The organism is Flavobacteriales bacterium (genome assembly GCA_025210295.1).
GTDB lineage: Bacteria > Bacteroidota > Bacteroidia > Flavobacteriales_D > Parvicellaceae > S010-51.
Map to the genome: position 1 here is coordinate 284,431 of JAOASC010000028.1, position 26,249 is coordinate 310,679.

Sequence of the window (26,249 nt, forward strand, 5' to 3'; positions counted from 1 at the left end):
GAATTGATCAAAAGCTTATTTCTTTAAAATCCAAGAGCTGATATCAAAGTTGGATTTTAACACTTCCTTTTGCTTTTTGGCCGTTTTTCTTTTACTAAATTGACCTATGGAAACTCTAAATAATCCTTTGTTCTGATCTAATATTTGTGCTTGATACCCCAGCTCTTTCATCTGGTTAACGAGGTTTCTTGCATTTTCTTCTTTTCCAAAACAACCGCCAATAAGGTGGTAACTAACAACCAATTTTACATTTTTTGTTTCTTCTACTTTGGGAGGTTCCACATAAGTCGTTTCTCTTTTAGCAGCTGGAACTTCAGGTCTATTATCTACCCATAAATAGGTTGAATCATCAAGATTAACTTTTTGTATAGTTGGGGTATAAAAGTTTTTTGTTTCCGTAGTGTTTGACTCAACTGCTTGTATCTCTTGAACTTTATATTTTTTGTTCTTTTGAAAAGTAAAAGGATTTAAATCAGAATAATGAAATTGATTATGGTCTTTTAATAAATCAGTTTTCATTGGAATCCAAGCACTATAGAATAAAATAGGAAGTAAAATGGTAGCAGCCCACCAATAATTCCCTTTACGTGGTGCTTTAGAAATCGGAACAATAGGAGTCGCTTCAGCTTCCTTATTTTCTGTCGTCTCAGGGGTTAACTCAACAACCTTAATTGTTTCTTTCTGAATCGTTGTTGGCTTGATTGCCGGTAAACCAAAATGATGAGTTGAAAAATTATGCCCATCAGCTACAAACTTGATACTTTGATCATGGTCAATGTACAAAACCCCCAATTTAGGAATTTCAACTCGTTGAGCTGTAGCTAATTTCTTTTTTAGCGTTTCAATGTAGTTTTTAATAGACTCACTCGCATTAGCATAATTGATCGCTCTATGATTGGCGACGTCATGGGTTAATAGCCCATCATCATTTGTTAAGTGCTTGTTAAACCTGATTTGTTTAGAAGGAGGGAGAAAAGTATTGCTACTTTCTTCAAATTGAGCTCCAGTATATTGCCCAACAAAACCTCCAAAATTTGGAAGTGTTACACAATCATGTTTGTGTAGTAATTCAAATATATGTTCTTCAATTGCTTTCAAATCAATTTTTAATATGGCGGAGTAGCAATACGCATGAATAAAAATAAGGTTACACCTTTTCTAAAAAAAATGATACTTACAAAAATATAAAATCTTATGGTTTATTCATATTCTATTGGGGATAAAAAAAAGGAAAGGAATTAATTTTGTCGTTTAGCTTAGTTATTTTTAGTGAAAGTATGGCTAAAATATTTTTAGATTTAGAAAAACTGAAGAGGCCCAATAGTGGCTTGGGACAATTCTGTATGCATCTCAGTAGGAGTTTACTAGCTCAGACAGAACATGGTTTTATAGGAGTTTATTTGCCAAAAGCGTTGTACCCTGAATATCAGCAAGTAGAAAAAATTGAGTGGAAATCTATTCATAAGCTAACAAAAGTTGCAGTAAAGACTACTATATGGCATTCTTTCCATCAAGAAGCCGTTTATTTTCCTAAAGATAAAAACATAAAAAGGGTGCTAACCATCCACGATTTAAACTTTTTAGATCAATACCAAGGAAGAAAGAGGGAGAAGATGCTGCAGCGACTTCAAAAACATGTTCAACAATCAGATGCTGTGGCATATATCTCTAATTATACCAAGGAAGTAGCTGAGAAATATTTAAAAATTCCTAAGAATTGTATTACCGAAGTCATTTATAATGGTGTAGCTATCGCTCTTGAACAAACGGCTGTTCGACCAGCTTGGATAAAAGATGATTCCCCATTTTTATTTACCATAGGAATTGTAGGAGAAAAGAAAAATTTTCATGTTTTGGTTGAGATGATGCAACACCTTCCAGAGCTGAAGTTATATATCTGTGGAAAGAAAACAACAGCTTATGCCGATAAAATCTCGAAATTAATTCATGAATTTGGTCTGGGAGAACGCATTTTTTTATGTGGAGAAATTGATGAGTCAGAAAAAATATGGTTGTATAAAAATTGTGCAGCATTTGTTTTTCCCTCAAAAAATGAGGGGTTTGGTTTACCTGTCGTTGAAGCGATGAATTTTGGAAAGCCTTTAGTATTAGCGCCTTTAACTTCACTACCCGAAATAGGAGGAGAAGTAGCTAGTTATTTTGAATCATTTGATGCCAACAAGATGGCTGAAATTGTAAAAATGACAATTAATAATCATGACTTAATAAAGAGAAGAACTTTAATGGAGAGCGCTAAACGTTTTGATTGGAATATTGCGGCAAAGGAATACATTAAAATCTATAAAAAACTATTGTAGAACACCTCTTAAAGTTTCACTTGTAGAAAAGTACAATATTATATACTTTTGAGGTATTAAACGAATAAAATATGGGAAGAGCATTTGAATTTAGAAAAGGTCGTAAAATGAAGCGTTGGGCTCAAATGGCCAAAACATTTACTAAGATAGGTAAGGAAATCACAATGGCAGTCAAAGAAGGCGGAGCTAGTCCAGACAATAACCTTCGTTTAAGAATGGCACTTCAGAATGCTAAAGCTGCCAGTGTTCCTAAAGAGAATATTGAAAGAGCAATAAAGAAAGCAACAGATAAAGATACTTCCGATTACAAAGAAGTGACTTTTGAAGGGTATGGACCTTACGGAATTGCAATTTTTGTAGAATGTGCAACAGATAATAATACGAGAACTGTTGCTAACATAAGAATGTACTTTAATAGGAATGGAGGAAATTTAGGAACCAGTGGATCTGTTGAGTTTTTATTTGAACGAAAATGTCATTTTAAAATAGATAAAGGAGAACATGATGTAGAGGAATTGGAGTTAGAAATGATAGATTATGGTATTGAAGAGATCTTTGTTGAAGATGAGCACATCATGATTTATGGAGACTTTACTGAATTTGGTAATATTCAAAAAGGTTTAGATGCCATGGGAATTGAAGTTGTTGAATCTGGCTATGAAAGAATACCAATGAACACGGTAGAGTTAAACGAAGAACAAACTGAAGAAATCGAAAAGTTGATTGAAAAATTTGAAGAAGACGAAGATGTTCAGAATGTTTATCACTCAATGGCTTAATAAAACGAAAATGAGGTAAAATAAAAGGGGAATGATAATTCATTCCCCTTTTTTTGATTATTAACTTAACGTTTATAAATGATTATAATTTATAAATTGTTAATTGCATTTTGAATATCGGCTATGGTGGTTGCATTCATTGTTATTGTTTCAGAATGGTTAGCACTCATTGTTATTGGAGTGAACGATGAATAATAAGTACCATTCAATTCAGATATTGCAACAATAGTTAATTGCATTCCAACTGGTATTCCACTATAATGTGTTTCAAATAAGTTGCTACCACTGTATTCCATTTCTGCTACAGAGTTAATTGATGAGAAATGTAAGTAAATTTCAGTGTTAGCTCCAGTAAAATCAGTAGGAGTAATAACATCTAAACCATAAGTGTTACCAGTTGGTAAGTATAAGAAATCACAGTTAATCCATCCTAAACTACCAAAGTCAAAATCATATCCTTCGTCTGGTGTTTGCGTTTGGTTGTTACAGTCTAAGTAGAAAGATGTAGAAGTGTTTCCTGTTGCAAATGTCACCGAGATTGTATCAAAGACTCCATTATTGTTGGTAGAATCAACATCGTACCATAGCATGTTAGGATCTAGGTTAGGGTAGTTATTTTGCCAGTTTGGTGGAAATGGAGCATATAACGTATCAAATTCTTGAGAAGTGTAATATACTGTATCACAATAAATAATACTATCATAAGATATTGTGTCATCATACCCAAGAGAATCTCCTAATAACCAGTTAACATCGCCAATTCCATTTTTAGTTTCAACTCCATAATAAAGCGTCATGTTAGGATGGTAGTTATCAGAAGGCATTTCAATATCTAATTCAACACCATTAGCTAACCCTAATTCTTGACCATTCGCGTAAGCTTTAACCATTAATTCTCCTCCTGACTCTAAAATACGTCCGTTACTCATGGTTGGTAATCCATACCATATCATTGAAGATTGATCATGTACTTCTAAAACGTCAATAACTACATTGCCAGTTACAGGAGTACCACTCGCATTTACAAATGCATTTTTAGGAATAGTTATTTTAGTTCCTTTACTTGCTACCAGCTGAGAACGGACCTCAGAATTAACAGTAAAAGACTCTTTATCGTTATTTCTATTATTTAAAAAGATGGCTTTTATTGCACTTGGCGTTGTAGGAGTTGTTGGTGTAACTACGTTAGCGTATTCACACGAACCATCATCTTTTTTAGCTTCAATACTATAGTTGGTGGCATTAGGATCAGTACATCCTTTCTTTTTACATGAAGTAAAGGTCATAGCACTACCTAATAATGCTATTCCTGTAATTTTAATTAAACTGTTCATATACTTATTTTTTTCGTTAATTTTGGTTTCAATTAATTATACGGTCATTTATTAGTAATAGGGGGGGATGAAAAATAAAATAATTTGGATAACGGGTGCAACATCTGGAATAGGTGAGGAGTTAGCAGTTCAATTAAGCAGAGAAGGTGCTCAACTTGTTTTGTCAGCAAGAAGAGTCAATGAGTTAGAACGTGTAAAGCAAAGGTGTGAGGGAAAAGTATATTGTTTACCGCTTGATTTAATGCAAGCAGAAACGTTTGAATCAAAAGTTAAAGCTGTTGAAGAATATTATGGAAGAATAGATATGCTGATTAATAATGGAGGGATTAGCCAACGTTCTTTGGTGAGTGAAACACCCTTAGCATTAGATCGTAAAATCATGGAGGTTAATTATTTTGGAAATATAGCATTGTCAAAAGCTGTATTGCCCGTTTTTCAAAAACAAAAGAGTGGACGCTTTGTTGTTGTTAGTAGTCTATCTGGGAAATTTGGCTTTTTTCTACGTTCGGCTTATGCAGCATCTAAACATGCTTTAGTAGGTTTTTATGAATCGTTACGTCTAGAAGAAGAAAAAAATGGTGTAAAGGTTTCGTTAGTTTTTCCTGGCTTAATTCAAACAAACATCTCTCAGAATGCGCTTTCTAAAGATGGTAAAGCTCATGGGGCTCTAGATAATAATCAGGCAAAGGGTATTTCGGCTGAAAAGTGTGCTCAACAAATCATAAAAGGAATAAAAAAAGATCAGCTTGAAATATTTGCTGGAGCAGGAGAATTAAAAGCAGTAACAATCAAAAGGTTATTTCCTAAGTTGTTTCATAAAATTATCAAAAAACAAAGTGCAACTTAATTATACCCTTGTTAGTTGAGTAATAATGTCTTGGTGTTCAGGATGTTCTTGGATGAGTGCTTGTCTGTTGGCTAATTCAAAGTCTTCAAAATCAAATCCTGGAGCAACTGTACAGCCTACAAAAGCATAGTCATTTTCATGTTTAACACTTGAAGCAAACCATGCCCCAGCTGGGACCACTAATTGTGGGAAAAGATTTTTTTCAGGATCCATACCAATTTCATGGCAGGTATATTTACCATCTTTATCTATAACATGTACAAGTAGGGGACTTCCCTCATAAAAATTCCATATTTCATCTTGTTGAATACGATGAAATGCCGAAAAGTTTTCAGAAGTTAAAAGAAAGTAGATGCTGGTACAATAGCTTCTGTCTCCCTTAAAGTTTGAAGATAAACTCTCTTTAGAGATGATGTTATTGCTTCTGTAAACCTCTTTATAAAAGCCTCCTTCAGGGTGAGGTAGCAAATCGAGTGTTGTTACCAATTGGTCTATTTTCTGTTGAATCATTATCTTACTCTAAGTTTTTCTCCAATTCTTAAGATTTTATTGGGTGAGATTCCATTCAAGGCACAAATTCTTTTAACTGTAGTCTTATTTCTTAATGCTAAAGCATATAAGGAGTCTCCACTTTTTATACGATGGTATTTAGGATCACCATTGTTTGATGCCATTTGTTGTGCTGGAGGTCTATATTGGTAATTTCTTTTATAGTGGAACAGCCCTTTATGCATCACCAATGATTCAGAGATTAATTTTTTATTCTTAAAATCGATTACTTTTTCTGGGTTTAATGCATTCCCAAAAAATCGCATTTCAAAATGCAAGTGACTTCCTGTCGAACGCCCTGTAGTTCCCCCAAGTCCAATAACATCACCAGCATTTAATTCTTGGTTGGGTTTTACCATGAGTTTATCCAGGTGTGCATAATAGGTTTCTAAACCGTTGTAATGTCTAATTACTACAAGGTTGCCATACCCACCTGATGAGTAATCAGCATAGCGAACAACGCCATCAAAACATGATCTTAATGTGTCTCCAGTAATTACATCTACATCTGTTCCATAGTGAAAACGTTTTCCTCTTTGTTTATAGGTAGAAGTAACTATTCCGTTGTGAGGAATGACAAATTTAGAGTGGTTAGAGTCCAGTAAAGGGATAAGGGTGGTGTCTACCATTGCAGATAAATCATTACCATAATGATAAGGAGTAGTTGTATCCCATTTATCAGTCCAATGATATACATCTTTTGCATGCGAATAAATACTAGCGTTAAATAGCATTTTGCTATTGGCTTTATTCAGATATTCCCAAGTTTTATTCGCAAAAATTACAATGGTATCTTGGTTCGAAATCAATGTGTCTGTTGGGTAAGTGATTTGAGCGGTACCAAGTACTGAAAGAATACAAAAAGTAAAAAAAAGTTTAACTTTTAACATAAATCTAAATAATTAAAGACTGCAAAAATACGGATTTTTAAATTAATCGTTTTTTGAGCGATTAAATGATAGTAAATAATCAGGTGAAAAGCAGGATTCACTAAAGTACAGGAATACATTTTTTCATAGCAGCAATGGTGCCTAGGTGCATTGCCTCATGAATATTATTGAAAGAGATAGCGTCTTCAATAGTGGTTAATGTTACATTATAGCTGGTCTGGTATTCAAAGTTTTGTGTGAAAATATCTGCGTCATAATCTGTTTCTAATTGTTTAGGAAGTATTGTAAACAAAGAGATTAAGGAGTCAAGTTGTTCTTGGGTTAGAATATATTTACCTGAACTTCCTTTTCTAAAATTTTCTATAAACGTATCTTCCACATTCATCGGAAGTCCTGATAATTTATAGTTTAATAGTTGTTGTGTCACAACTAGATGTCCAAGTTGCCACCCAATACTGTTATTAAAGTTATTAGGAATAAAGTTGAACTGTTCTAAGGTCAGTCCTTTTATGAGCGATAAAATATTCGTACGGGTAGCATTAAGAAGTCTAAATTGATATTGCATTTTAGTTAATTAATCCAAGTTTGTGTTTCTAGTTTTTGTTCAACTAATTCTACTTTCATTGTCCCATCAGGGTTGAGGTCAATCATCTTAACATGCCCAATTTGATTAACCATAAGCGAATTATATGGCGTTTTGATTTTGACATAGTTTTTAGTAAAACCATGCATCATACCATTGTCTTCTGCTTCTTCAAAAACGACAGTCTCCTGTTGATTAATATTACTTTCATAAAAAGCTCGTTTCTTTTTATCACTCAATATCCTTAACATTTTATTACGGTCTCTTCGAACATTTACTGGCACGCTTTCTTTTATTCTTAAAGCTGTAGTGTTGGCTCGTTCTGAATAGGTAAAAACATGTAGGTAACTCACTGGCAATTCGTTGATGAAATTATAGGTTTTCATAAATTCTTCGTCAGTTTCACCAGGATAGCCTACAATAACATCTACACCTATAGAAGCATTGGGCATTAAGTCCTTTATTTTGGCAATTCTACTGCTATATAAAGCAGTGTCATATCTTCTACGCATAGATTCCAACAATATATCGGAACCACTCTGTAAAGGAATATGAAAATGAGGAACAAATTTATTGGATTGAGCCACAAATTCAATGATTTCATTGCTTAACAGGTTGGGCTCTATACTTGAAATTCTATACTGTTCTATTCCATCTATTTTATCTAACTCTTTAATTAAACCTAAAAAGTTTTCATCAGTATTGTACCCAAAGTCTCCAATATTAACGCCTGTTAGTACAACTTCTTTGGCATTGGTTTGAGCCAGTTCCTTGGCTTTTTCTATGGTTTCTTTTATAGAGGCGTTCCTGCTTCTTCCTCTGGCCAAAGGAATTGTACAAAATGAACAAAAGTAGTTGCAGCCATCTTGTATTTTTAAGAATGAACGTGTACGGTCCCCACTGCTATAGCCAGGATAGAAAATCTTCGTTTCTTTTATTTCATTGTTGAAAATTTGAGTCTCTTCATGTTTTTTAAGCTCTTTGATGTGTTCAGTAACGTTAAATTTTTCATTTGCGCCTAAAACAAGGTCTACTCCAGGTATATTGGCAATTTCTGAAGGTTTTAATTGAGCATAACATCCGATAACTACTACAAAAGCCTCTGGGTTGTATGATAAAGCTTTTCGAACAATGTTTCTGCATTTCTTATCCGCTTGTTCAGTAACAGAACAGGTATTAATTACATAAATATTGGCTCCATCCTCAAAAGGGACTTTTGCAAATCCTGCTTCATCGAGATTACGAGCAATAGTACTTGTCTCTGAGAAATTCAACTTACACCCTAAAGTATAATATGCTGCTGTTCCGTAATTCATGTTTAATAATGCATTGAATCTGCAAAGGTAAGCATAAAAACACACAGTATGAATAATTAGAAAAAAATGAGTATATTGTATTGCTGAAAAACTGACCAACCATGGCTTTTAATAAAAATGATCCCGCTGATATTATTCACGTTAGACCTCGATTTAAACTCTTTTCTGGATTGACAGAAGAGGAGGTTATCGAACATTTGTTAGCTCAAATAGAAGATGATGATAGTATTATAGGGCGTCAAAGACATAATAGAGTTGATTTCTCTGCTCCTGAAAATGAGCTGCACTATTGGTCACCTGAATTACATGTCTTAGTAGAAAAAAGTGATTATAAGGATGGTGGGGCTTGTTTGACCTGTACATTAGGTCCTCAACAAAACGTTTGGTTAACTTTTGTTTTTATCTATACGCTCATTGGTTTTATGACCTTTTTTGGAGGGATGTATGCATTAGTAAAACTTCAATTAGGAAATCCAAGTTGGTGGTTGTTGCTTTTTCCTCTAGCCCTTATACTCGTGCTAGGAGTTTATTTAATATCGTACTTTGGTAAGAAAAAAGGACACGAACAGTCCATCCATTTGCTTCGTTTCTTGTATGGAGCAATTGATGATGCAGAGATTATAAGGAGATAATTAAAAATGATCTGGGAGAGTTATATTAATGGTTTTATTGCTTATTTAAAATTAGAAAAGAGTTTATCTTCTAATACAATTGAGGGCTATAAAAGGGATGTTGATAAATTAAAACAGTATTTTACTGAAATTTCTGATGTACAAGTTCAGTTAAAAAACATTGAATTAACTCATTTACAAGAGTTTTTGGCATGGATAAATGATATTGGGCTAGGAGCTAGAAGTCAAGCTCGATTAATATCAGGTATAAAGTCTTTTTTTGCTTATTTAATTCAAGAAAAAGTAATCGAGAAAAACCCTAGTCTACTTATAGACCTCCCCAAAATTGGACGAAAATTACCGGATACATTATCTGTTGACGAAATAGATTTATTAGTAGAAGCTATAGATAGAAGTAAACCAGAGGGAGAACGCAATGTCGCTATTATAGAGACGTTGTATGGAAGTGGTTTGAGAGTTAGTGAAATTATTAATTTAAAAATATCTGAGATTTTTTGGGAGGACGAATTTATTCGAATTATTGGAAAAGGTAATAAACAAAGAATTGTCCCGGTTAGTCCTAAATCATTAAAACATTTAAAAATATATCTCAATCAAGTAAGGATTCATCAGAAAATAGTTCCAGGGTATGAAGATTTTGTTTTTCTAAACAGGAGGGGGAAAGGGTTAACAAGAGTAATGATTTTTACCATTGTTAAACAGTTAGGACAAAAAGTTGGTTTAAAAAAGACAATTTCGCCACATACATTTCGTCATTCATTTGCTACACATTTAATTGAGGGAGGAGCTGATTTAAGAGCTGTTCAGGATTTATTAGGACATGAATCAATAACGACAACGGAGATTTATACCCATTTAGATCGAAGCTACTTAAAACAAATGATATTAGATTATCATCCGTGGTCTTAATTCATATAAAGGGCTATAAAAAAGAAAAGAAGACTAATAAAAAAGGTAGAAAGCGCTATTTTCTTAAGTTCAGGGTCTAAATCTTTATTATTATTGGTTTTCCAAGTCGTAATGACATTCTGAGTCAAGACAATAAAAGGTGCTAGCGTGAGAAAAGTTAATTTAGGAAGGTCATAGCTTAAGATGGTTGTTGTTAAGAATAAAAAAGCTAAAGTTATTAAAGCAGTATGATAATATTTGGCATTTTGAAATCCTATTTTAACTACAAGCGTATTTTTATTAGAAGCTTTATCATTTTCAACATCTCTCATATTGTTCATGTTTAAAACAGCAGCACTTAAAAGCCCAATGGCACTTGCTGGAAGCATCAATTGGAGATCAAAACTTTTGGTATACAAAAAGTATGTTCCTAAGACACCAACTAATCCAAAAAATAAGAAAACAAATAAATCACCCAGTCCAGAATATCCATAAGGGTTTTTCCCCATAGTATATTTTACAGCTGCAATAATGGCTGAAATTCCTAAAAGAATGAACAACAGAATCAAGAAAAAAGATTGCGTGTCGAAAGCAGTGAATATAAGTAGTAGTCCTGAGATAAAGGCAAGAACAGCATTGACAATGATGGCCTTTTTCATTTGGGATTGAGTAATCGCTCCACTTTGTATCGCTCTCATAGGTCCGATTCTATTTTCATTATCAGTACCTTTTACTGCATCACCATAATCATTCGCTAGGTTAGATAGTATTTGAAGTAATACCGTCGTAATCACAGCTAAAACAAAAATAGTAGGGGAGAAGGTGGTTTTATACAAAGCCAATCCACTTCCTATAAATATACAGGAAAGTGATAAAGGGAGGGTTCTTAATCTAAATGCTTTTAGCCAGTGTTGTAATTTACTCATCTATTTTTTTACAAAGATATATGATGAGCGTTAAATAAATAAAAAAAGACCATTCAAATTTGAATGGTCTTTTTAGTAATAGTAACGATTATCGTTTATTATTTTCTTTTAGATCCTAATCCAGTAGGACTTCCGACTCTATCCATTGCACATCTGAATCCGATGGTTGAAGTAGATAAGTCTTCATCTAGGTATCTTCTAGTACCTGGATTCATCCAGTATGCACGATCTCTCCAAGATGCTCCTTTGTATACTCTAGATTTATCAGAAACTAAAGTAGTAGGATTATTAGCTCCTCCAAGAGTGGCATCTTTACCTGATTGATACATTACCCAATCTTCTTTTTTACTTCCAGCATTTATCTCTTCAATCATTGGTCCACCAAGTTCATCATTCCCTGGGAAGTAGATAGAAGATCTTAAATCACCATCTAACTCATCAATGTTGTCGGCAACTCTATAGTTTCTTCTTTTGATGTTTTCTTCTGTAGTAACTTCTCTCATTTTTACGTTTCCAGGAGTATTTAAAACAAAATCAGAAAGACCTGAACGTAACATAGGGATTATTTCTAATTCATATTCTTCATAACCAGGAATCTGTTGAATTTGATTATTGATATCTTCAAATACTTCAGAAAAGATAATTGAGATTTGTTCAGCAGCTTGTAAATGTTGCTTATCTTTTCTTAGTTTTAATGCCTCTGCAACTCTTTCATCAATCGCAGTTAAAAGCAAGGTCTCTAGAGAATCTACTTTATTTGTTCTGTTTTCGTATCCGTGAGTACGATCAATGTCTCCTTCTCTTTCATCTTTAAAGATGGCTAAGTATTCTTTAATTCCATCTAAATCGTATACTGTCGCATCATACTTATCTGAAATCGCTCCTGCAGTATTCAATACTTTTGTTTTGAATACATTACCACGGAAAGGTCTAAATTCATCAAAGTCTTCAGAAGATTGAGCTCTGTATACATCCATTACCCATTCAGAAACATTACCAGCCATATTGTATAATCCATAATCATTTGGCCAATAAGAAATTACAGGAGCAGTAACATCAGCATTATCATTTAAGTTTCCTGCAACCCCCATATAATCTCCTCTTCCTCTAACAAAGTTAGCCATCATGTCTCCTTGCCATTTGTCGTCTGGATTTCTTACCCAGTGACCATTCCAAGGATATAATCTTCTTTCTGTAATTCTTCCATCAACAGTGTTTCCTATTAAACCATAAGCAGCAAATTCCCATTCAGCTTCAGTTGGTAGACGGTAACGTGGTAAAAGAATTCCATCTTCCATTCTAACATTTCTAACTCCCATATCCCTTGCTCTGTCTCCAGAAGCAGCAGATGGATCTAGGTTAGGCATTTGACCAGCTTCATTTAGTCCCTCTTCATATTGTCCAGCAAAATAAGCATCAGTTGTAAAAGGGTTGTTTTGTTGATCAGGGTTTAAAACTAGAATCCCCTCTCTAATTAAAATATACTCATTAACACGATCTGTTCTCCAAGCACAAAAGTTATTCGCTTGAAGCCAGTTTACTCCTACAACAGGATAATCTCTGTAAGATGGGTGTCTTAAGTAGTACTCAACATAAGGTTCGTTATAAGCTAGCTTTTCTCTCCATACTAATGTGTCTGGTAAAGCTTTTTTATAAATCATTGGGAAATCTGTAAATGTTCTTCCAGTCCAATAAAGATATTCACACCATTGGTGATTTGTAATTTCCGTTTCATCTAAATAAAAAGAAGATACAGTTGCCGAACGAGGAGTGTTGTGAGCTTCATACATAACGTCTTGCTCAGTACGTCCCATAGTAAAGGTTCCTCCTTCTATAAGTATTAATCCTGGTCCAGTTTCCTGTTCTTCGTAGGGCTTTTTTTCAAAACCACCATTGGCAGTGTTGTTAAATTCCCATCCTGTTGTACTCGAACGCTCATAAGAGCAAGAAGAGACAAGACTTGTAATACCAACGATTACGAATAGAATAGATATTTTTATTTGCTTCATATCTTAAATTTATTTTTCCTTATAACTGTTTTTTATGGAATAGGTTACAAAATTAATTAAAAAAATTAAAACTCAGGACAAGTTACAGAACGAAATGTTCGTTTCTTTGGTCGACATTTGAATGTATAGTTGAGTGAAACTTCATGAGCTCCTCCTGATGCCAAGGATAATTTAGAAATAGTAGCATCATAACTATAACCTATTTTGATTTGATTAGCGTGAATACCCAATAATATAATAAAAGCATCTGCATTTCGATACCATACACCACCTACAAGTGGTCCTTTATTAACATACATCCCCATGTTTAATTGGTTGGATGGCCCTTGACTTCTGAATAAAATATTGGGAGAGATTGATAAGCCTTCATCTTTACTATATTTAGAACTCGAACCAGATAAAGGAATTACAGCTCCAGCGTGTCCAGTCAACTTAATTGGAATTGGACTTTTTCCTTTAATTAAAGATTCGTCAGGCTGATTGATATGATGTGCAGCAAATCCAAAGAAATAATGTTCACTAAAGCCTATTACACCAGCCGAAAAATCCATGCCTGATCTTGTTCCTCCTCTTGGTATGTCTCCCGAGTCATATACAAAACCTCGTCTAGAGTCTATCATATCCCCAAATGTTAGTTTCGACCAATCTAAGGATTTTTGAAAGAAAGTGGCTTCAAGTCCTGCTCTAAGCGAAAACTTTCTGTTAATTTTCAATTGATATGCATAGATGCCACTAACTCGAGTAGTTGCCAATGTTTTAGCTTCTCTATCTGTAACAACCATAAGGCCTAGACCTCCTGATATTGATGGAACATATTGGTCATAACTAGCACTAGTTGTTACAAATGTAGCCGATAATCCTGGCCACTGATTTCTATAGTTTAAGTTTATTCTAGGGCATTTATTGGTACCTGCAAATGCAGGGTTTAAATATAGAGGATTAGCGTAAAACTGTGTGAATTCAGCATCCTGAGCCTTGATAGAAAAAACACTTAGTAGCATAAAAAAACTACTAAAAATAAGTGCAGGTACATGTTGGGCTAATTTGCTCATTTGTTGTTGGTTCAGTCTTATATTAATATGCAATAATACAAAAAAAAATATATTTTACCTACCTTTACGCAATATCTTGAAATTGAGTTCGTTTTTTGATATACCGCCACCTAATTAGAATTTCATAATGATAAAGTATAATGTATTAGCTGTATTTTTGTTTTTTTTAAACATTTTTTCACTTTATGGTCAAACTAAAAATGTGACTGTTAATGTTGATTGGAGTGGGATGAAAAACTATACTTTTCAAAGTACTTCATTTAATTATTTTCAGCCATTGAGTGGGGCATGGAAGATCGAAGAAAGTATACCCTATGCTAATAAGGTATTTAATACCAATTCTTCACAAGCTACTTTTCAAATAACTAACTTTCAAACCGCAGAACTTTCTCTTGAAGAGGTGAAGTGCTTGTTGAAAGAAGTTCCACAAGATTTTATCTTTAATACAAAAGTGATTTCTTCACGAAAAAAGAACAAGCTTTTAGTAAGTGTTAATGCTGTTCGTAAGAATATTCAAACAGGAAGATTTGAAAAATTAGTGAGCTATAAAGGGGTAATGAGTACTCCACCATCTCCTCTATTTCTATTGAAAAATTATGCATTGAGTTCAGTGTTGAAATCTGGTAGTGGAGATTGGTATAAGATAGGTTTGGTAAAAGATGGAGTATATAAATTAGATTATACCTTTCTTAAAAATCTAGGGATAGATATCGATAATGTTTCACCCAATGCAATCAATATTTATGGAAATGGAGCAGGAATGCTTCCAGAAAGTAATGCTGCTTTTCGTTTTGATGACTTGGCAAAAAACTCTATTTATATAGAAGGAGAGGATGATGGAAGTTTCGATGCCAATGATTATGTTTTGTTTTATGCAAAAGGTCCACATACATGGGAACAGAATGGAAATAGCTTTGTTCATAGTGTACACCAATATTGTGATACTTCTTACTATTTTATTAATGTAAATAATTCGGGGGGTACTCCAAAACGTTTGAGTAATATATCGTTAAGTAGTTTAACTCCTACTCACAACATTACTTCTTTTAATGATTTTGCTTATGTAGAAGATGAAAAATATAATTTGGGAAAATCAGGAAGAGAATGGTTTGGTGATATTTATGATGTTCAAACTAGTTATAATTATGGTTTTAATTTTCCTAACCTCATTTCACAAGACTCTGTTCTGATTAGAACCAATACGTTAATCTCTGCTACAAGTGTGGCTCCTTATTTTACTGTTGGTATAGGAAACAATGTACAACAGTTACCTAACATGTTAAGTCCATCAGGAAATGGTCAGTATAACCCTTATGCAAGGCAAAAGATAAATACCCATTTTTTAAAGGCTAATTCTAGTGAGTTTTCAGTAAATATTAACTTTAATAAAGCGGGGGCTCCTTCAGCTGTAGGGTGGTTGGATTTTATGGAGGTTAATGTAATGAGGAGTTTATCCATGGCTAGTAACCAAATGGAGTTTCGTTCTTTAGAAAGTGTTGGAACAGGTAATGTGACCAACTTTACAATTAGTAATGCTGGAAATATTGAAATGCTGTGGGAGGTAACCGATCCTAGAAATGCAGGTATTGTGAATTATGATTTAGTTGGAAACCAAGCTAGTTTTAGTGTGAATACAGATTCTTTAAGAACTTTTATAGCAATGGACAATAGTAATTTTTTAACACCAGACTTTTATGGTAAAATTGAACATCAGGATTTACATGCTTTAAGTTATGCTGATATGATTATTGTAACAGCTCCTGAATTTATAACAGCTTCTAATGAGCTCTCAGCTTTTCATCAATCAGAAGGTCTGAGTGTTCATGTGGTCACAACCAATCAAATCTTCAATGAATTCTCCTCAGGAATGAGAGATGCAACAGCCATTAAATCATTTTTAAGAATGTTCTATAAACGAGCGGGAAGTAACCCTAACTTAATTCCAAAATATTGCTTGTTGATGGGGGATGGATCGTATGATAATCGAAATATTTTGGTACACAATAAAAACTTTATACCAACCTATGAATCTGTTGAAACATTATCTAAAACAGCTTCTTATACCACAGATGATTATTTTGCTATTCTTTCCGATAATGGAGCAATGAATAACAGCGATTTATTGGATGTAGCCATTGGAAGGTTGCCGGTTAAAACGCTTAAAGAAGCTAATGATATGGTAGCAAAAATAAAGTATTATGGGACGGTGAATAATACAACGTCAACTGTGGGACATTGTGCGAACAATACAAGTTCAGGAGTTTTGTCAGATTGGAGGAATATCGCTATTCAAATTAGTGATGATGGGGATAATAACCATTATTTTAATGATATAGAAACCATGTATAATAAGGCAAGGTTATTACATCCAGAAATGAATTTGTCTAAAATTCATGCCGACGCTTATGTCGAAACTTCAACTGCTGGTGGGGAGCGAAATTATGAAGCAGAAAAAGCTTTTAAACAACAGGTTGAGAATGGAGCTTTATTGGTGAACTATATAGGACATGGTGGAGAAACAGGTTTAGGGCATGAACGTTACCTAACAGTCCCTACTGTGTTGGGCTGGACCAATTTAGCTAGGATGCCTATTTTTATGACGGCTACCTGTGAGTTTAGCCGTTTTGATGATCACGATAGAACATCTGCGGGTGAATATGTTGTGTTAAACCCTAATGGCGGAGGGATAGGACTATTTACAACCACTCGATTGGTTTATTCCACGAGTAATGCTGCACTTAATAGTTATTTTTATGATACCGTATTTGATAAGGTAAATAATGAAGCTCCAAGGTTAGGAGATATTTATATGGGGACAAAAAATAAGTATGGAAGTATTTCGGGAGATGTTAATTACAGAAAATTTGCATTGCTAGGAGATCCAGCTGTAAAGTTGGCCTTACCTCAGTACCACATTGTCACAGATTCAATAAATGGGAAGTCTTTAAATATGACATTAGATACTATTACTGCATTAAGTAAAGTGGTGATTAAAGGGCACGTTGAAAATCATTTAGGGCAAAAATTGGAAAACTTTAATGGAGTGATTACCACAAAGATTTATGATAAAGTTGCGAACTTAACTACTTTAGGTAATAGTCCAGACTCTTCTCCTGCTAATTTCAGCCTTTGGAAAAACTTGGTGTATAGAGGTAAAGCTTCTGTTAAGAATGGAGCATTTGTATTTTCATTTATCGTTCCTAAAGATATCTCTTTTCAGTATGGGAATGGAAGAATTAGCTATTATGCAGAAAATGGAGAAACAGATGCTAATGGGTATACAGAACAACCTATAATAGGAGGAATTAATGAGCATGCTGCTGACGATAATGAGCCTCCTGTCATTTCTTTATATATGAATAATGATAAGTTTGTTTCAGGCGGTGTTACCGATGAAAACCCGTCACTTTTTGCTAAGGTTTTTGATGAGAATGGAATTAATACTGTTGGAAATGGAGTAGGACATAATATAGAAGCAATACTGGATAAGAATACCACCAATGCGATTATTCTAAATGACTTTTATGAAACAGACTTAGATACCTACAAAAGTGGGAAAATTACCTATCCATTTGAAAATCTAGAAGAAGGGGCACATACGCTTAGTTTAAAGGTTTGGGATGTTTACAATAATTCACAAACTGAAGATATAGAGTTTGTTGTAGCATCCAATGAAGAATTGGCATTAGATCATATTTTAAATTATCCTAATCCTTTTACTACCAAAACGGAGTTTTCATTTGAACATAATCAAGTGTGTGATTATTTAGATGTACAAATTCAAATTTATACCATCTCTGGGAAAGTTGTCAAAACAATCAATCAAAGAGCTCATACCAGTGGATATAGAGTAGATGGTATCCAATGGAATGGGACAGATGATTATGGTGATAATATTGGAAAAGGCGTGTATGTATATAAAGTAAAAGTGGTGAATGAAAAAGGAGATAAAGTCGAAAAGTTTGAGAAACTTGTTGTACTGAAATAATCAGTTTTTAAAAGAAAATTTCTCCAATTCCTTCTCTAATAACTTCAATATTTCCATTGCAACAGTTAATAATAGTTGATGGTACATTATTTCCATAACCAGCATCTATAACAGCTGCTACTTGTTTTTCAAAACGCTCTTCTATTGCTTGTGGATCGGTCGTGTAGTCAACAATCTCATCATCATCATGTACCGAAGTTACAGCAAGCGGGTTCCCTAATGTGTTAGCTATTGTACGTGTAATATCATTGTCAGGAATTCTAATCCCTACTTCTTTCTTTTTATTTCCAAATAATTTGGGTACAAGATTACTAGCATCTAGTATAAATGTATAAGGGCCAGGGAAAGCTTTATTAAGAATTTTATAAGTGCTTCTGTCAAGAGGTTTGGTATAATCAGATAAACTACTTAAGTCATGACAGATCAAAGAGAAGTTAGCTTTGTTTAATTTTAGCTCTTTTAATCGGGCCATTTTTTCAAGTGCTTTTTTATTATTTAAGTCACAAGCAAAACTATATACAGTATCTGTTGGTACAACAATTACCTCCCCTTTTTTTAAGAGTAAAACAATTTCTTCAATTTTTCTTTGATCAATATTTTTACTTGAAAAAAACTCTATTAACATAAAACCCTCAATTTTTAAAGCGCAAAGCTAATAAAAATGAGGGTTTTAGCAATCAAATCGTCTTGATTTGTTTTTGTTGTGGAATGTATTATCCGTTAACTTTTTTATAATCAGCTAAAAATTTAGCCAAACCATTGTCTGTTAATGGGTGGTTTACTAATGCTAAAATAGCACTTAAAGGTCCAGTCATAACATCTGCTCCTATTTCAGCACAGTCAATAATATGCATAGGGTGACGAACTGATGCAGCTAAAATCTCTGTGTCAAACATATAGTTGTCAAAAATCAATCTAATCTGTTCAATTAAAGCAATTCCATTTGTAGAAACATCATCTAATCTTCCAATAAAAGGAGAGACGTAAGTAGCTCCAGCTTTAGCTGCAATTAAAGCTTGCCCCGCTGAAAAGATCAATGTACAATTTGTTTTTATCCCTTTTTTTGAGAAATGTTTTATTGCTTTTATCCCTTCTTTAGTCATCGGAACTTTAACGACAATATTAGGGTGTAACTCAGCTAAATTTTCTCCTTCTTTGACCATCCCCTCAAAGTCAGTAGCAATAACTTCAGCACTAACAGGACCATCTACTATATTACAGATGTTTACATAATGTTGTAGAATATTATTAGCTCCAGAGATCCCCTCTTTTGCCATTAAAGAAGGATTCGTTGTAACACCATCTAAAATACCTAAGTCTTCAGCTTCTTTAATTTGTTCAAGGTTCGCAGTGTCAATAAAAAATTTCATGTGGTTTGTTTTTTTTAATTGGGTTGAAATATATTTCGCACAAATGTAGTCGCTAAAAGCTTCTCTTGTTTAAAAAAAGAATTAACACATTAAAATAGAAATTAACACTTCTTAAAATTTTGTTAACAGAATAAATGTTTTAAATTGGGAATAATTAGATGTTTTAGAAAAAAAGCTCGATGAAATTATTTGCCTTATTTTTTATCAACGTTGTTTCATCCTTAATTTGTTTTAGTCAGACTAACCTGGATTCTTTGTTTGGAGTTTGGGAAGATGAGTTAAAAGAGGATTCTATAAGGTTAGAAGCTTTATATAGTTATGCATGGGAGGGCTTTTTGTTTTCAAACCCAGATAGTGTTATAAAACTTTCAAATGTTATGGAACGTTTTTCTGTAACTAGAGAAGTTAATGACTATGAAGTATGTGCCTATCATATCAGAGCAAAAGCCTATCATTTTTTGGATTACCCAGACAGTTCTTTAAAGTATTATAAGAAAGGGTTAGAGAAGTCTGAACAGAATGAGTTGACTTTATTAAAAGCATCTTCATATAATGGATTGGCTACCACAAATTCTTATATTGGAGAACATGATAAAGCGATTGAATATTACTACAAAGCATTGGAAATAGCTGTAGAAATTAAAGATACTAATCAGATAGCAAATGTGTGGAGTAATATTGGACAAGTACATGAGATGCAAGGTAATTTAGAAGCAGCATTGAAATATTATTTTAAAGCGTTGAAACTGAATGAAAAATCCAAAAACTCAAAAGAAAATGTAGGAATTGTGCTAGAAAACATTTCTAGGTCTTATTGGGAAGTCGGGGAGTTTGAAAAGGCACTTGAGTATAATGAAAAATCAATAATCAATTGTATAGAATCAAATGACTTATATGGTTTAGCTATAGGTTACTATGGGCAAGGAGGAATATATGAAGATCAAAAAAAGTATAAAAATGCATTAGGTAGTTATCTAAAATCATTAGATTATGCTGTTCGTTTAGAAGATGAGTATAAAATAGCATCATTATACCATTCTATTGTTAATGTTTATCTCGAAACCAGTGATGAAGCTTATCTATTGAAATTTAATGATGTTTTAACTCCAGAAGAATTAGACCTTTCTGAGAATGTTATAAAGTTTATTCAAGGCTATTCTTTAGAAAGTATTTTGAGAGAAAGTATAAGTTATTCAGAAAAGATTGGAGAAAATTATGATTTAATTAGGGCGTATTTTGTAATGGGGAAATTGAAAGCCAAACAAAAAAAATATTTTAATGCTCAGGATTTCTTGCTAAAAGCTTACCATCATTGTCAAAAAGTTGATGTGCTTGAACATAAAATGGGATTAAAATTGCCAATAACCTTTGAGTTGTATCAATTGTATAAAAGGCAAAAGAAATATCAAGCATCTATGGCGATGTATGAAGAATATATTGTTTTAAAAGATAGCTTAGATGATGAAGAAACCAAGAAAGCTCTTTATAATCAAGAATATAAATATAATTACGAAAAAAAAGCTGCTATAGACTCAATTAAACATGAAAAAGCTCAAAGAATTAAGCAAGTTAAAATAGAAAAGCAAAAGGTTGAGTTGCTCAATCAAAAAAACAGACAATTACTACTTTATGGAGGATTAGGAATTGCTTTGCTATTTTCTATTTATTTTGTGAGAAAGAATAAAGAGGTGCGAGAACAAAAAGTTGAAGTAGAGAAACAAAAAGAATTTGCCGAAGAACAGCAACAAATCGCTGAAAATCAAAAAGCCATTTTAGGCAAACAACATCGAGAAATCACAGATAGTATTAATTATGCTCAAAGTTTACAACGTTCGGTTTTACCATCAAAAGAAGCTGTGTATCACAACTTCCCCCAAAGTTTTGTGCTTTTAAAACCCAAAGATGTTGTGAGTGGCGATTTTTATTGGACGTATAAAAAGGGTGATTTAGTGTATTTAGCTGTAGTGGATTGTACAGGACATGGTGTTCCTGGAGCTTTTATGACCATTGTAGCGAATAATTTATTGAATGAAATTATACAAGGAGCCTACAATACCCCCAAAGAAATCGTAGAAGAATTACATCAACGCATTAAATTACGCGTAGGAGGAAGCCCAACAGCTCAAGTAAGAGACAGTATGGATTTAGGGTTGTTTTCGTTGAATGAAAAAACTCAAGAAGTGCGTTTTGTGGGAACACATACGAGTATTTGTCAAGTAAGAAATGCTAAGTTAACACAGTTTAAAGGCTCCAAAGCTGATATTGGTTATAAGCCCAATATAGCAATAGAAGAACAAGTCTTTCAAGTGGCGATTAATGATATGTTGTATATGCATAGTGACGGTTACCCCGATCAAAAAGGAGGGCCAAAAGGAAAGAAATTTTACTATCAACCCATTCGAAAAAAGTTTGAAGAAATCAGTTTGTTAAATATAATGGAGCAAGAGCAAATTATGAGTCAAACCTTTGAAGATTGGAAAGGAGCGTTAGAGCAGTTTGATGATGTTTGTATGATAGGAGTAAGGATATAATGTATGGGGAAATTTAAATTAATATTATTGGGTTGTCTGGTGACTTTTAATTTAGTAGCGCAAACCAATTTCGATTCATTATGGGGAGTTTGGCAAGATGCTAAACAACATGACACTATAAGAATCGATGCTTTACACAATTATTCATGGAATAAGTATATGTTTACTAATCCAGATAGTGCATTTTATTTTGCTCAGCTAGCAGTAGAATTTTGTGAAAAAAACAAGCTAAAGGTAAAATTAGGCAAATCTTATAATCAACAAGGAGTGTCTTTTGCTGTAAAAGGTGATTTTGATAAAGCTATAGAATATTACAATCAATGTTTACATATTTATCAAGAAGTCAACCATAGTAAAGGTATCGCCAGTTCATTCAATAATATAGGAGGAGCGTACCATTATCAAGGTGATTATACAAAAGCAATTGAATTTTACAAAAAAGGACTAGAAATACAAGAGCAATTGAAAAATTTTAAAGGAATTTCTAGCGCCTATAATAATATGGGAGTGGCTTATGACAATATGGGAGACTATGATCAATCAATTGCATGTTATGAGAAAAGTTTAGCAATTAGTAAACAGTCAAACGATGTTGAGGCTGTGGGATTAGCTTATACTAATCTTGGTGTGATCTACGTCTATCAAGGTAATTATTATGAAGCAATAGATAGTTATACCAAGGCTTTAAAAATATTTGATGAGTTAGGAGATAATATCCGATTAGCTGCACTTTACAATAATATTGGAAATGTGAATTTAAGCTTGAATCTGAATGAAAAAGCTATTGAAGAGTTTACGAAAAGTTTGCACATTTCTCAAGAAGTTGGAGATAAAATGGGGGTAGCTTATTCCTATGTTAATATTGGTGGAGTTTATTTTAATCAAAATGATTTTGAGAAAGCGATAACCTTTTATAAAAAAAGTTTAGAACTAAGACAAGAATTAGACAATAAGAAAGGAGTAGCAGAGTGCTATAATATGCTTGGTAACTCTTATTTAGCAATAGGGAATAATATTGCTGATAGTATTTTTAAAGCTGCTAATTTACTCGCTTCTGAACAGCAAAATAATATGATCAAACTACGTCAAAATAATGAAGAAAACTTTTTAAAAGCCGAAGACTTTTTCTCTAAAAGTTTAGCAATTAATCAACTTATCAATGCTAAGGCTGGTATCTCTGAATCTTATTTAGGGCTGGGGAAAGTCTATTATCAAGAAGAAGACTATCATGAATCTAAAGAATATGGTTTGCTCTCCTACAACCAGGCAGAGGAAATAGGGAATGTATTATTAATAAAAGAATCTTCGCTATTACTATATCAAAATTATAAGCAATTAGGATATTCGAAACAATCGCTGAACATGTATGAGAAGCATATAAAAATGCGAGATAGTTTGGGTAAGGAAGCTAATAAAAAGGAAGTTATTCGACAGGATTATCAATATAATTATGAAAAACAAGCAGCTGCAGATTCTGTAAAGCATATAGAGGCTCAAAAGATTAAGCAGGTGGAAATTGAAAAGCAAAAGTTAGAACTAAAGAGCCAAAAAAACAAACAATATTTATTATACGGAAGTTTATTCATAGCGCTTCTGTTTTCTGTTTATTTTGTAAGAAAGAATAAAGAGGTACGAGATCAAAAAACAGAAGTGGAAAGACAAAAAGAATTTGCCGAACAGCAACAACAAATTGCCGAAGATCAAAAAGCTGTTTTAGGACAACAACATCGAGAGATTACAGATAGTATTAATTATGCACAAAACTTACAACGATCAGTGTTGCCCTCCAAATTAGATGTTTCCCAACATTTCTCCCAAAGCTTTGTGCTTTTAAAACCCAAAGATGTTGTGAGTGGCGATTTTTATTGGACGTATAAAAAAGGGGGGGTAGTTTATTTAGCAGTGGTGGATTGTACAGGACATGGTGTTCCAGGAGCTTTTATGACTATTGTGGCCAATAACTTATTGAATGAAATTATACAAGGCGCTTACAATACACCCAAAGAAATTGTAGAAGAATTGCATCAACGCATTAAATTACGCGTAGGAGGAAGTCCAACAGCTCAAGTTAGAGATAGTATGGATTTAGGGTTGTTTTCGTTGAATGAAAAGACAAGAGAAGTACGTTTTGTGGGAACACATACCAGTATTTGTCTGGTCAGAAACTCCAAGTTGACGAAGTACAAAGGATCCAAAGCAGATATTGGTTATAAGCCCGATATAGCAATAGAAGAACAAGTTTTTCAAGTAGAGACTAACGATATGTTGTATATGCATAGTGACGGTTACCCCGATCAGAAAGGAGGACCAAAAGGGAAGAAGTTTTACTACCAACCCATTCGAAAAAAGTTTGAAGAAATCAGTTTATTAAACATAATGGAGCAAGAGCAAATTATGAGTCAGACTTTTGAAGCTTGGAAAGGAGCGTTAGAGCAGTTTGATGATGTCTGTATGATAGGAGTCAGAATATAAGATTATGAAAAGTTTTTTAATGTTGCTATTCTTCATGTGGATAGCTTTAAATGCAGTAGCACAAAGAGATTTAGATTCCTTAAAGAGGTTATGGGAAAGTGAAGCTCAATACGATACTGTTAGGTACGAAGCCCTTTATCAGTTAATAAAAGAGGGGTATTTAAAACAAAGCCCTGATAGTGCAATTATTTTAGCTGAAAAAGGGAAAAATTATGCCCAAACTCAAAATGATTCAATGCAGTTGGCTCGATTCATGAAAGTTGAGGCTATAGTATTGTCTAACAAAGGAGAGTTGACTAAGGCTTTAGCTATTAATAATCAAATTTTAGAGGTATTAGAAAACGCTAATAATCAAGTAGCTGTAGAAGAAGCTTATGAAAGGATTGGTAAAATATATTTTTATCAATCAGAGTTTGATAAAGCGTTAAAATATGGTTTGAGAAAGTTAGCGTATGAGGAGAAAAGAAATGATCCTGCAGCTTTAGCGATGTCCTACAATAATGTAGGTGCTATCTATAAAGCATTAGAAGAATATGAAAAGGCGTTAGACTATTACCTGAAAACATTAGAAGTTTATTCTGAGATTGGTGAAAAATCAGGAGTTTCAACAGCTTATAGTAATATCGCAACTATTTATTCTGCCAAGAAGGATAATGTTAAATCAATGGAGTTTAACAAAAAAAGTATGAAAATACGTGAAGCGCTCAACCATAAATATACCATGGTTATTTCTTATTTTAATGTGGCACTTAATTATAAAGCGTTAGATTCTATTTCTGAGTTTTCGAACGATAGTTTATTTGAAGAAAAACAAACAATCACAAACTATAGGGATAATAAGGTGTACAATCAAGAGCAAGCATTGTATTATTTTAAAAAAGCGACTGTAACCTCTCAAGAGCTAGGGAATGATTTTTTAACTGCTGTATGTCATTTAGGTTTAGGAGAGTTACAATATGCACAAAATAATTATAATGAAGCAATTAATAATCTTAAAATAGGCTTAGATGGTGTTTCTAAAATCGGAAATAAAGGATACATGTCAGAAGCTTCTATCTTACTGTATAATGCATATAAAGCTAAAGGAGATCATAAAAAAGCTTTAGAAATGTATGAAAATTATAATGAATTGAAAGATTCAATTTCTAGTGAGGAAAATTTAAAAGGAATTTTAGAGCAAGAGTATCAATATAATTATCAAAAACAAGCAGCTATAGACTCCATTAAACATAATGAAGCTCAAAAATTAAAAGAAATAGAACTCAAAAAACAAACTGCGGAATTAAGCAATCAGCATTTTAAACAGTATTTATTAATAGGAGGTCTATTCGTAGTGGTACTATTTTCTATTTATTTTGTGAGAAAGAATAAAGAGGTAAGAGAACAAAAAGTAGAAGTAGAGAAACAAAAAGAATTTGCTGAAGAACAACACCAAATTGCTGAAAGTCAAAAAGCTATTTTAGGCAAACAACATCGAGAAATCACAGATAGTATTAATTATGCTCAAAATTTACAGCAGTCTGTTTTGCCTTCAAAAGAAGCTGTGTATCATAACTTTCGGGAGAGTTTTGTGCTTTTAAAACCAAAAGACGTCGTGAGTGGTGATTTTTATTGGACGTATAAAAAGGGAGATTTAGTTTATTTAGCTGTAGTGGATTGTACAGGCCATGGTGTCCCAGGAGCTTTTATGACCATTGTGGCCAATAACTTATTGAATGAAATTATACAAGGCGCTTATAATACACCCAAGGAAATTGTAGAAGAA

Annotated in this window: 20 protein-coding genes; 9 read left to right on the plus strand and 11 right to left on the minus strand. The window is 33.3% G+C overall.

The genetic code is table 11. From position 1 onward, the window contains the following. Positions 1–15: 15 nt before the first annotated feature. Positions 16–1,098, minus strand: a complete 1,083-nt coding sequence (locus N4A35_09510) for an SPOR domain-containing protein (GenBank protein MCT4581641.1) — start codon at positions 1,096–1,098, stop codon at positions 16–18. Positions 1,099–1,277: 179 nt separating this feature from the next. Between N4A35_09510 and N4A35_09515 the strand changes: the two genes are divergently transcribed. After that, positions 1,278–2,318 carry a glycosyltransferase family 4 protein gene (locus N4A35_09515; protein ID MCT4581642.1) on the plus strand — a complete coding sequence of 347 codons (1,041 nt, stop codon included), beginning with the start codon at positions 1,278–1,280 and terminating at the stop codon, positions 2,316–2,318. 71 nt (positions 2,319–2,389) lie between these two features. Beyond that, entirely contained in the window at positions 2,390–3,097 is a 708-nt protein-coding gene (locus tag N4A35_09520) for a YebC/PmpR family DNA-binding transcriptional regulator (protein MCT4581643.1), read from the plus strand. Between the two features lie 89 nt (positions 3,098–3,186). Here the strand turns inward: N4A35_09520 and N4A35_09525 are convergent, their stop codons facing one another. Then, positions 3,187–4,431 (minus strand): hypothetical protein, encoded by a 1,245-nt coding sequence (locus N4A35_09525; GenBank protein MCT4581644.1) that lies wholly within the window; start codon positions 4,429–4,431, stop codon positions 3,187–3,189. A 67-nt stretch (positions 4,432–4,498) separates the two neighbouring features. Between N4A35_09525 and N4A35_09530 the strand changes: the two genes are divergently transcribed. Continuing rightward, entirely contained in the window at positions 4,499–5,278 is a 780-nt protein-coding gene (locus N4A35_09530) for an SDR family oxidoreductase (protein MCT4581645.1), read from the plus strand. On the opposite strand, the gene N4A35_09535 is transcribed toward N4A35_09530, so the two are convergent. The 4 genes from N4A35_09535 to mtaB form a co-directional block, all read right to left on the minus strand. After that, positions 5,279–5,788: a cupin domain-containing protein gene (locus N4A35_09535; protein ID MCT4581646.1), complete on the minus strand. Its 510-nt coding sequence runs from the start codon at positions 5,786–5,788 to the stop codon at positions 5,279–5,281. After that, complete coding sequence (locus tag N4A35_09540) at positions 5,788–6,717, minus strand: peptidoglycan DD-metalloendopeptidase family protein (protein MCT4581647.1); 930 nt, start codon at positions 6,715–6,717, stop codon at positions 5,788–5,790. Before N4A35_09540 ends, N4A35_09535 begins: the two co-directional genes overlap by 1 nt. Positions 6,718–6,817: 100 nt before the next feature. Next, positions 6,818–7,282, minus strand: a complete 465-nt coding sequence (locus tag N4A35_09545) for a DinB family protein (GenBank protein ID MCT4581648.1) — start codon at positions 7,280–7,282, stop codon at positions 6,818–6,820. A gap of 5 nt (positions 7,283–7,287) precedes the next feature. After that, the gene (gene mtaB / locus N4A35_09550) at positions 7,288–8,616 is read right to left on the minus strand and encodes a tRNA (N(6)-L-threonylcarbamoyladenosine(37)-C(2))-methylthiotransferase MtaB (protein MCT4581649.1); all 1,329 of its coding nucleotides are present in this window, start codon (positions 8,614–8,616) and stop codon (positions 7,288–7,290) included. Positions 8,617–8,717: 101 nt separating this feature from the next. Here mtaB and N4A35_09555 point away from each other — a divergent pair, with 101 nt between their 5' ends. Then, positions 8,718–9,248, plus strand: a complete 531-nt coding sequence (locus N4A35_09555) for a hypothetical protein (GenBank protein ID MCT4581650.1) — start codon at positions 8,718–8,720, stop codon at positions 9,246–9,248. Between the two features lie 6 nt (positions 9,249–9,254). Beyond that, entirely contained in the window at positions 9,255–10,157 is a 903-nt protein-coding gene (gene xerD, locus N4A35_09560; GenBank protein ID MCT4581651.1) for a site-specific tyrosine recombinase XerD, read from the plus strand. Here xerD and N4A35_09565 read toward each other — a convergent pair. The 3 genes from N4A35_09565 to N4A35_09575 all read right to left on the minus strand — a co-directional run bounded on the left by N4A35_09565 (position 10,154) and on the right by N4A35_09575 (position 14,123). Further along, a complete protein-coding gene (locus tag N4A35_09565) occupies positions 10,154–11,062 on the minus strand; it encodes a 1,4-dihydroxy-2-naphthoate polyprenyltransferase (protein MCT4581652.1) in 909 nt (302 codons plus the stop codon). The genes xerD and N4A35_09565 overlap by 4 nt on opposite strands. A gap of 98 nt (positions 11,063–11,160) precedes the next feature. After that, the gene (locus tag N4A35_09570; GenBank protein ID MCT4581653.1) at positions 11,161–13,071 is read right to left on the minus strand and encodes an SUMF1/EgtB/PvdO family nonheme iron enzyme; all 1,911 of its coding nucleotides are present in this window, start codon (positions 13,069–13,071) and stop codon (positions 11,161–11,163) included. A gap of 65 nt (positions 13,072–13,136) precedes the next feature. Further along, positions 13,137–14,123, minus strand: coding sequence for a type IX secretion system membrane protein PorP/SprF (locus N4A35_09575; GenBank protein MCT4581654.1), 987 nt, complete (start codon positions 14,121–14,123; stop codon positions 13,137–13,139). Positions 14,124–14,250: 127 nt separating this feature from the next. Between N4A35_09575 and porU the strand changes: the two genes are divergently transcribed. After that, positions 14,251–18,111, plus strand: a complete 3,861-nt coding sequence (gene porU / locus N4A35_09580; GenBank protein ID MCT4581655.1) for a type IX secretion system sortase PorU — start codon at positions 14,251–14,253, stop codon at positions 18,109–18,111. A 7-nt stretch (positions 18,112–18,118) separates the two neighbouring features. Here porU and N4A35_09585 read toward each other — a convergent pair whose 3' ends face one another. Then, a complete protein-coding gene (locus N4A35_09585) occupies positions 18,119–18,736 on the minus strand; it encodes an L-threonylcarbamoyladenylate synthase (protein MCT4581656.1) in 618 nt (205 codons plus the stop codon). A gap of 88 nt (positions 18,737–18,824) precedes the next feature. Next, positions 18,825–19,481 carry a fructose-6-phosphate aldolase gene (gene fsa, locus N4A35_09590; GenBank protein ID MCT4581657.1) on the minus strand — a complete coding sequence of 219 codons (657 nt, stop codon included), beginning with the start codon at positions 19,479–19,481 and terminating at the stop codon, positions 18,825–18,827. Between the two features lie 179 nt (positions 19,482–19,660). On the opposite strand from fsa, the gene N4A35_09595 reads away from it, so the two are divergent. The 3 genes from N4A35_09595 to N4A35_09605 all read left to right on the plus strand — a co-directional run. Continuing rightward, positions 19,661–22,012 (plus strand): tetratricopeptide repeat protein, encoded by a 2,352-nt coding sequence (locus tag N4A35_09595; protein MCT4581658.1) that lies wholly within the window; start codon positions 19,661–19,663, stop codon positions 22,010–22,012. Between the two features lie 3 nt (positions 22,013–22,015). Next, positions 22,016–24,484 (plus strand): tetratricopeptide repeat protein, encoded by a 2,469-nt coding sequence (locus N4A35_09600; GenBank protein MCT4581659.1) that lies wholly within the window; start codon positions 22,016–22,018, stop codon positions 24,482–24,484. A 4-nt stretch (positions 24,485–24,488) separates the two neighbouring features. Further along, on the plus strand, positions 24,489–26,249 hold a 1,761-nt coding region (locus N4A35_09605), incomplete at its 3' end, for a tetratricopeptide repeat protein (GenBank protein ID MCT4581660.1).

What these genes read in the sequence shown, in the direction of transcription:
- N4A35_09565 (MCT4581652.1), bottom strand. Translation starts at nt 11,062, where the DNA reads ATGAGTAAATTACAACACTGGCTAAAAGCATTTAGATTAAGAACCCTC.
- N4A35_09515 (MCT4581642.1), top strand. Translation starts at nt 1,278, where the DNA reads ATGGCTAAAATATTTTTAGATTTAGAAAAACTGAAGAGGCCCAATAGT.
- N4A35_09585 (MCT4581656.1), bottom strand. Translation starts at nt 18,736, where the DNA reads ATGTTAATAGAGTTTTTTTCAAGTAAAAATATTGATCAAAGAAAAATT.
- N4A35_09525 (MCT4581644.1), bottom strand. Translation starts at nt 4,431, where the DNA reads ATGAACAGTTTAATTAAAATTACAGGAATAGCATTATTAGGTAGTGCT.
- N4A35_09595 (MCT4581658.1), top strand. Translation starts at nt 19,661, where the DNA reads ATGAAATTATTTGCCTTATTTTTTATCAACGTTGTTTCATCCTTAATT.
- N4A35_09575 (MCT4581654.1), bottom strand. Translation starts at nt 14,123, where the DNA reads ATGAGCAAATTAGCCCAACATGTACCTGCACTTATTTTTAGTAGTTTT.
- porU (MCT4581655.1), top strand. Translation starts at nt 14,251, where the DNA reads ATGATAAAGTATAATGTATTAGCTGTATTTTTGTTTTTTTTAAACATT.
- N4A35_09530 (MCT4581645.1), top strand. Translation starts at nt 4,499, where the DNA reads ATGAAAAATAAAATAATTTGGATAACGGGTGCAACATCTGGAATAGGT.
- fsa (MCT4581657.1), bottom strand. Translation starts at nt 19,481, where the DNA reads ATGAAATTTTTTATTGACACTGCGAACCTTGAACAAATTAAAGAAGCT.
- xerD (MCT4581651.1), top strand. Translation starts at nt 9,255, where the DNA reads ATGATCTGGGAGAGTTATATTAATGGTTTTATTGCTTATTTAAAATTA.
- N4A35_09545 (MCT4581648.1), bottom strand. Translation starts at nt 7,282, where the DNA reads ATGCAATATCAATTTAGACTTCTTAATGCTACCCGTACGAATATTTTA.
- mtaB (MCT4581649.1), bottom strand. Translation starts at nt 8,616, where the DNA reads ATGAATTACGGAACAGCAGCATATTATACTTTAGGGTGTAAGTTGAAT.
- N4A35_09555 (MCT4581650.1), top strand. Translation starts at nt 8,718, where the DNA reads ATGGCTTTTAATAAAAATGATCCCGCTGATATTATTCACGTTAGACCT.
- N4A35_09520 (MCT4581643.1), top strand. Translation starts at nt 2,390, where the DNA reads ATGGGAAGAGCATTTGAATTTAGAAAAGGTCGTAAAATGAAGCGTTGG.
- N4A35_09540 (MCT4581647.1), bottom strand. Translation starts at nt 6,717, where the DNA reads ATGTTAAAAGTTAAACTTTTTTTTACTTTTTGTATTCTTTCAGTACTT.
- N4A35_09600 (MCT4581659.1), top strand. Translation starts at nt 22,016, where the DNA reads ATGGGGAAATTTAAATTAATATTATTGGGTTGTCTGGTGACTTTTAAT.
- N4A35_09535 (MCT4581646.1), bottom strand. Translation starts at nt 5,788, where the DNA reads ATGATTCAACAGAAAATAGACCAATTGGTAACAACACTCGATTTGCTA.
- N4A35_09570 (MCT4581653.1), bottom strand. Translation starts at nt 13,071, where the DNA reads ATGAAGCAAATAAAAATATCTATTCTATTCGTAATCGTTGGTATTACA.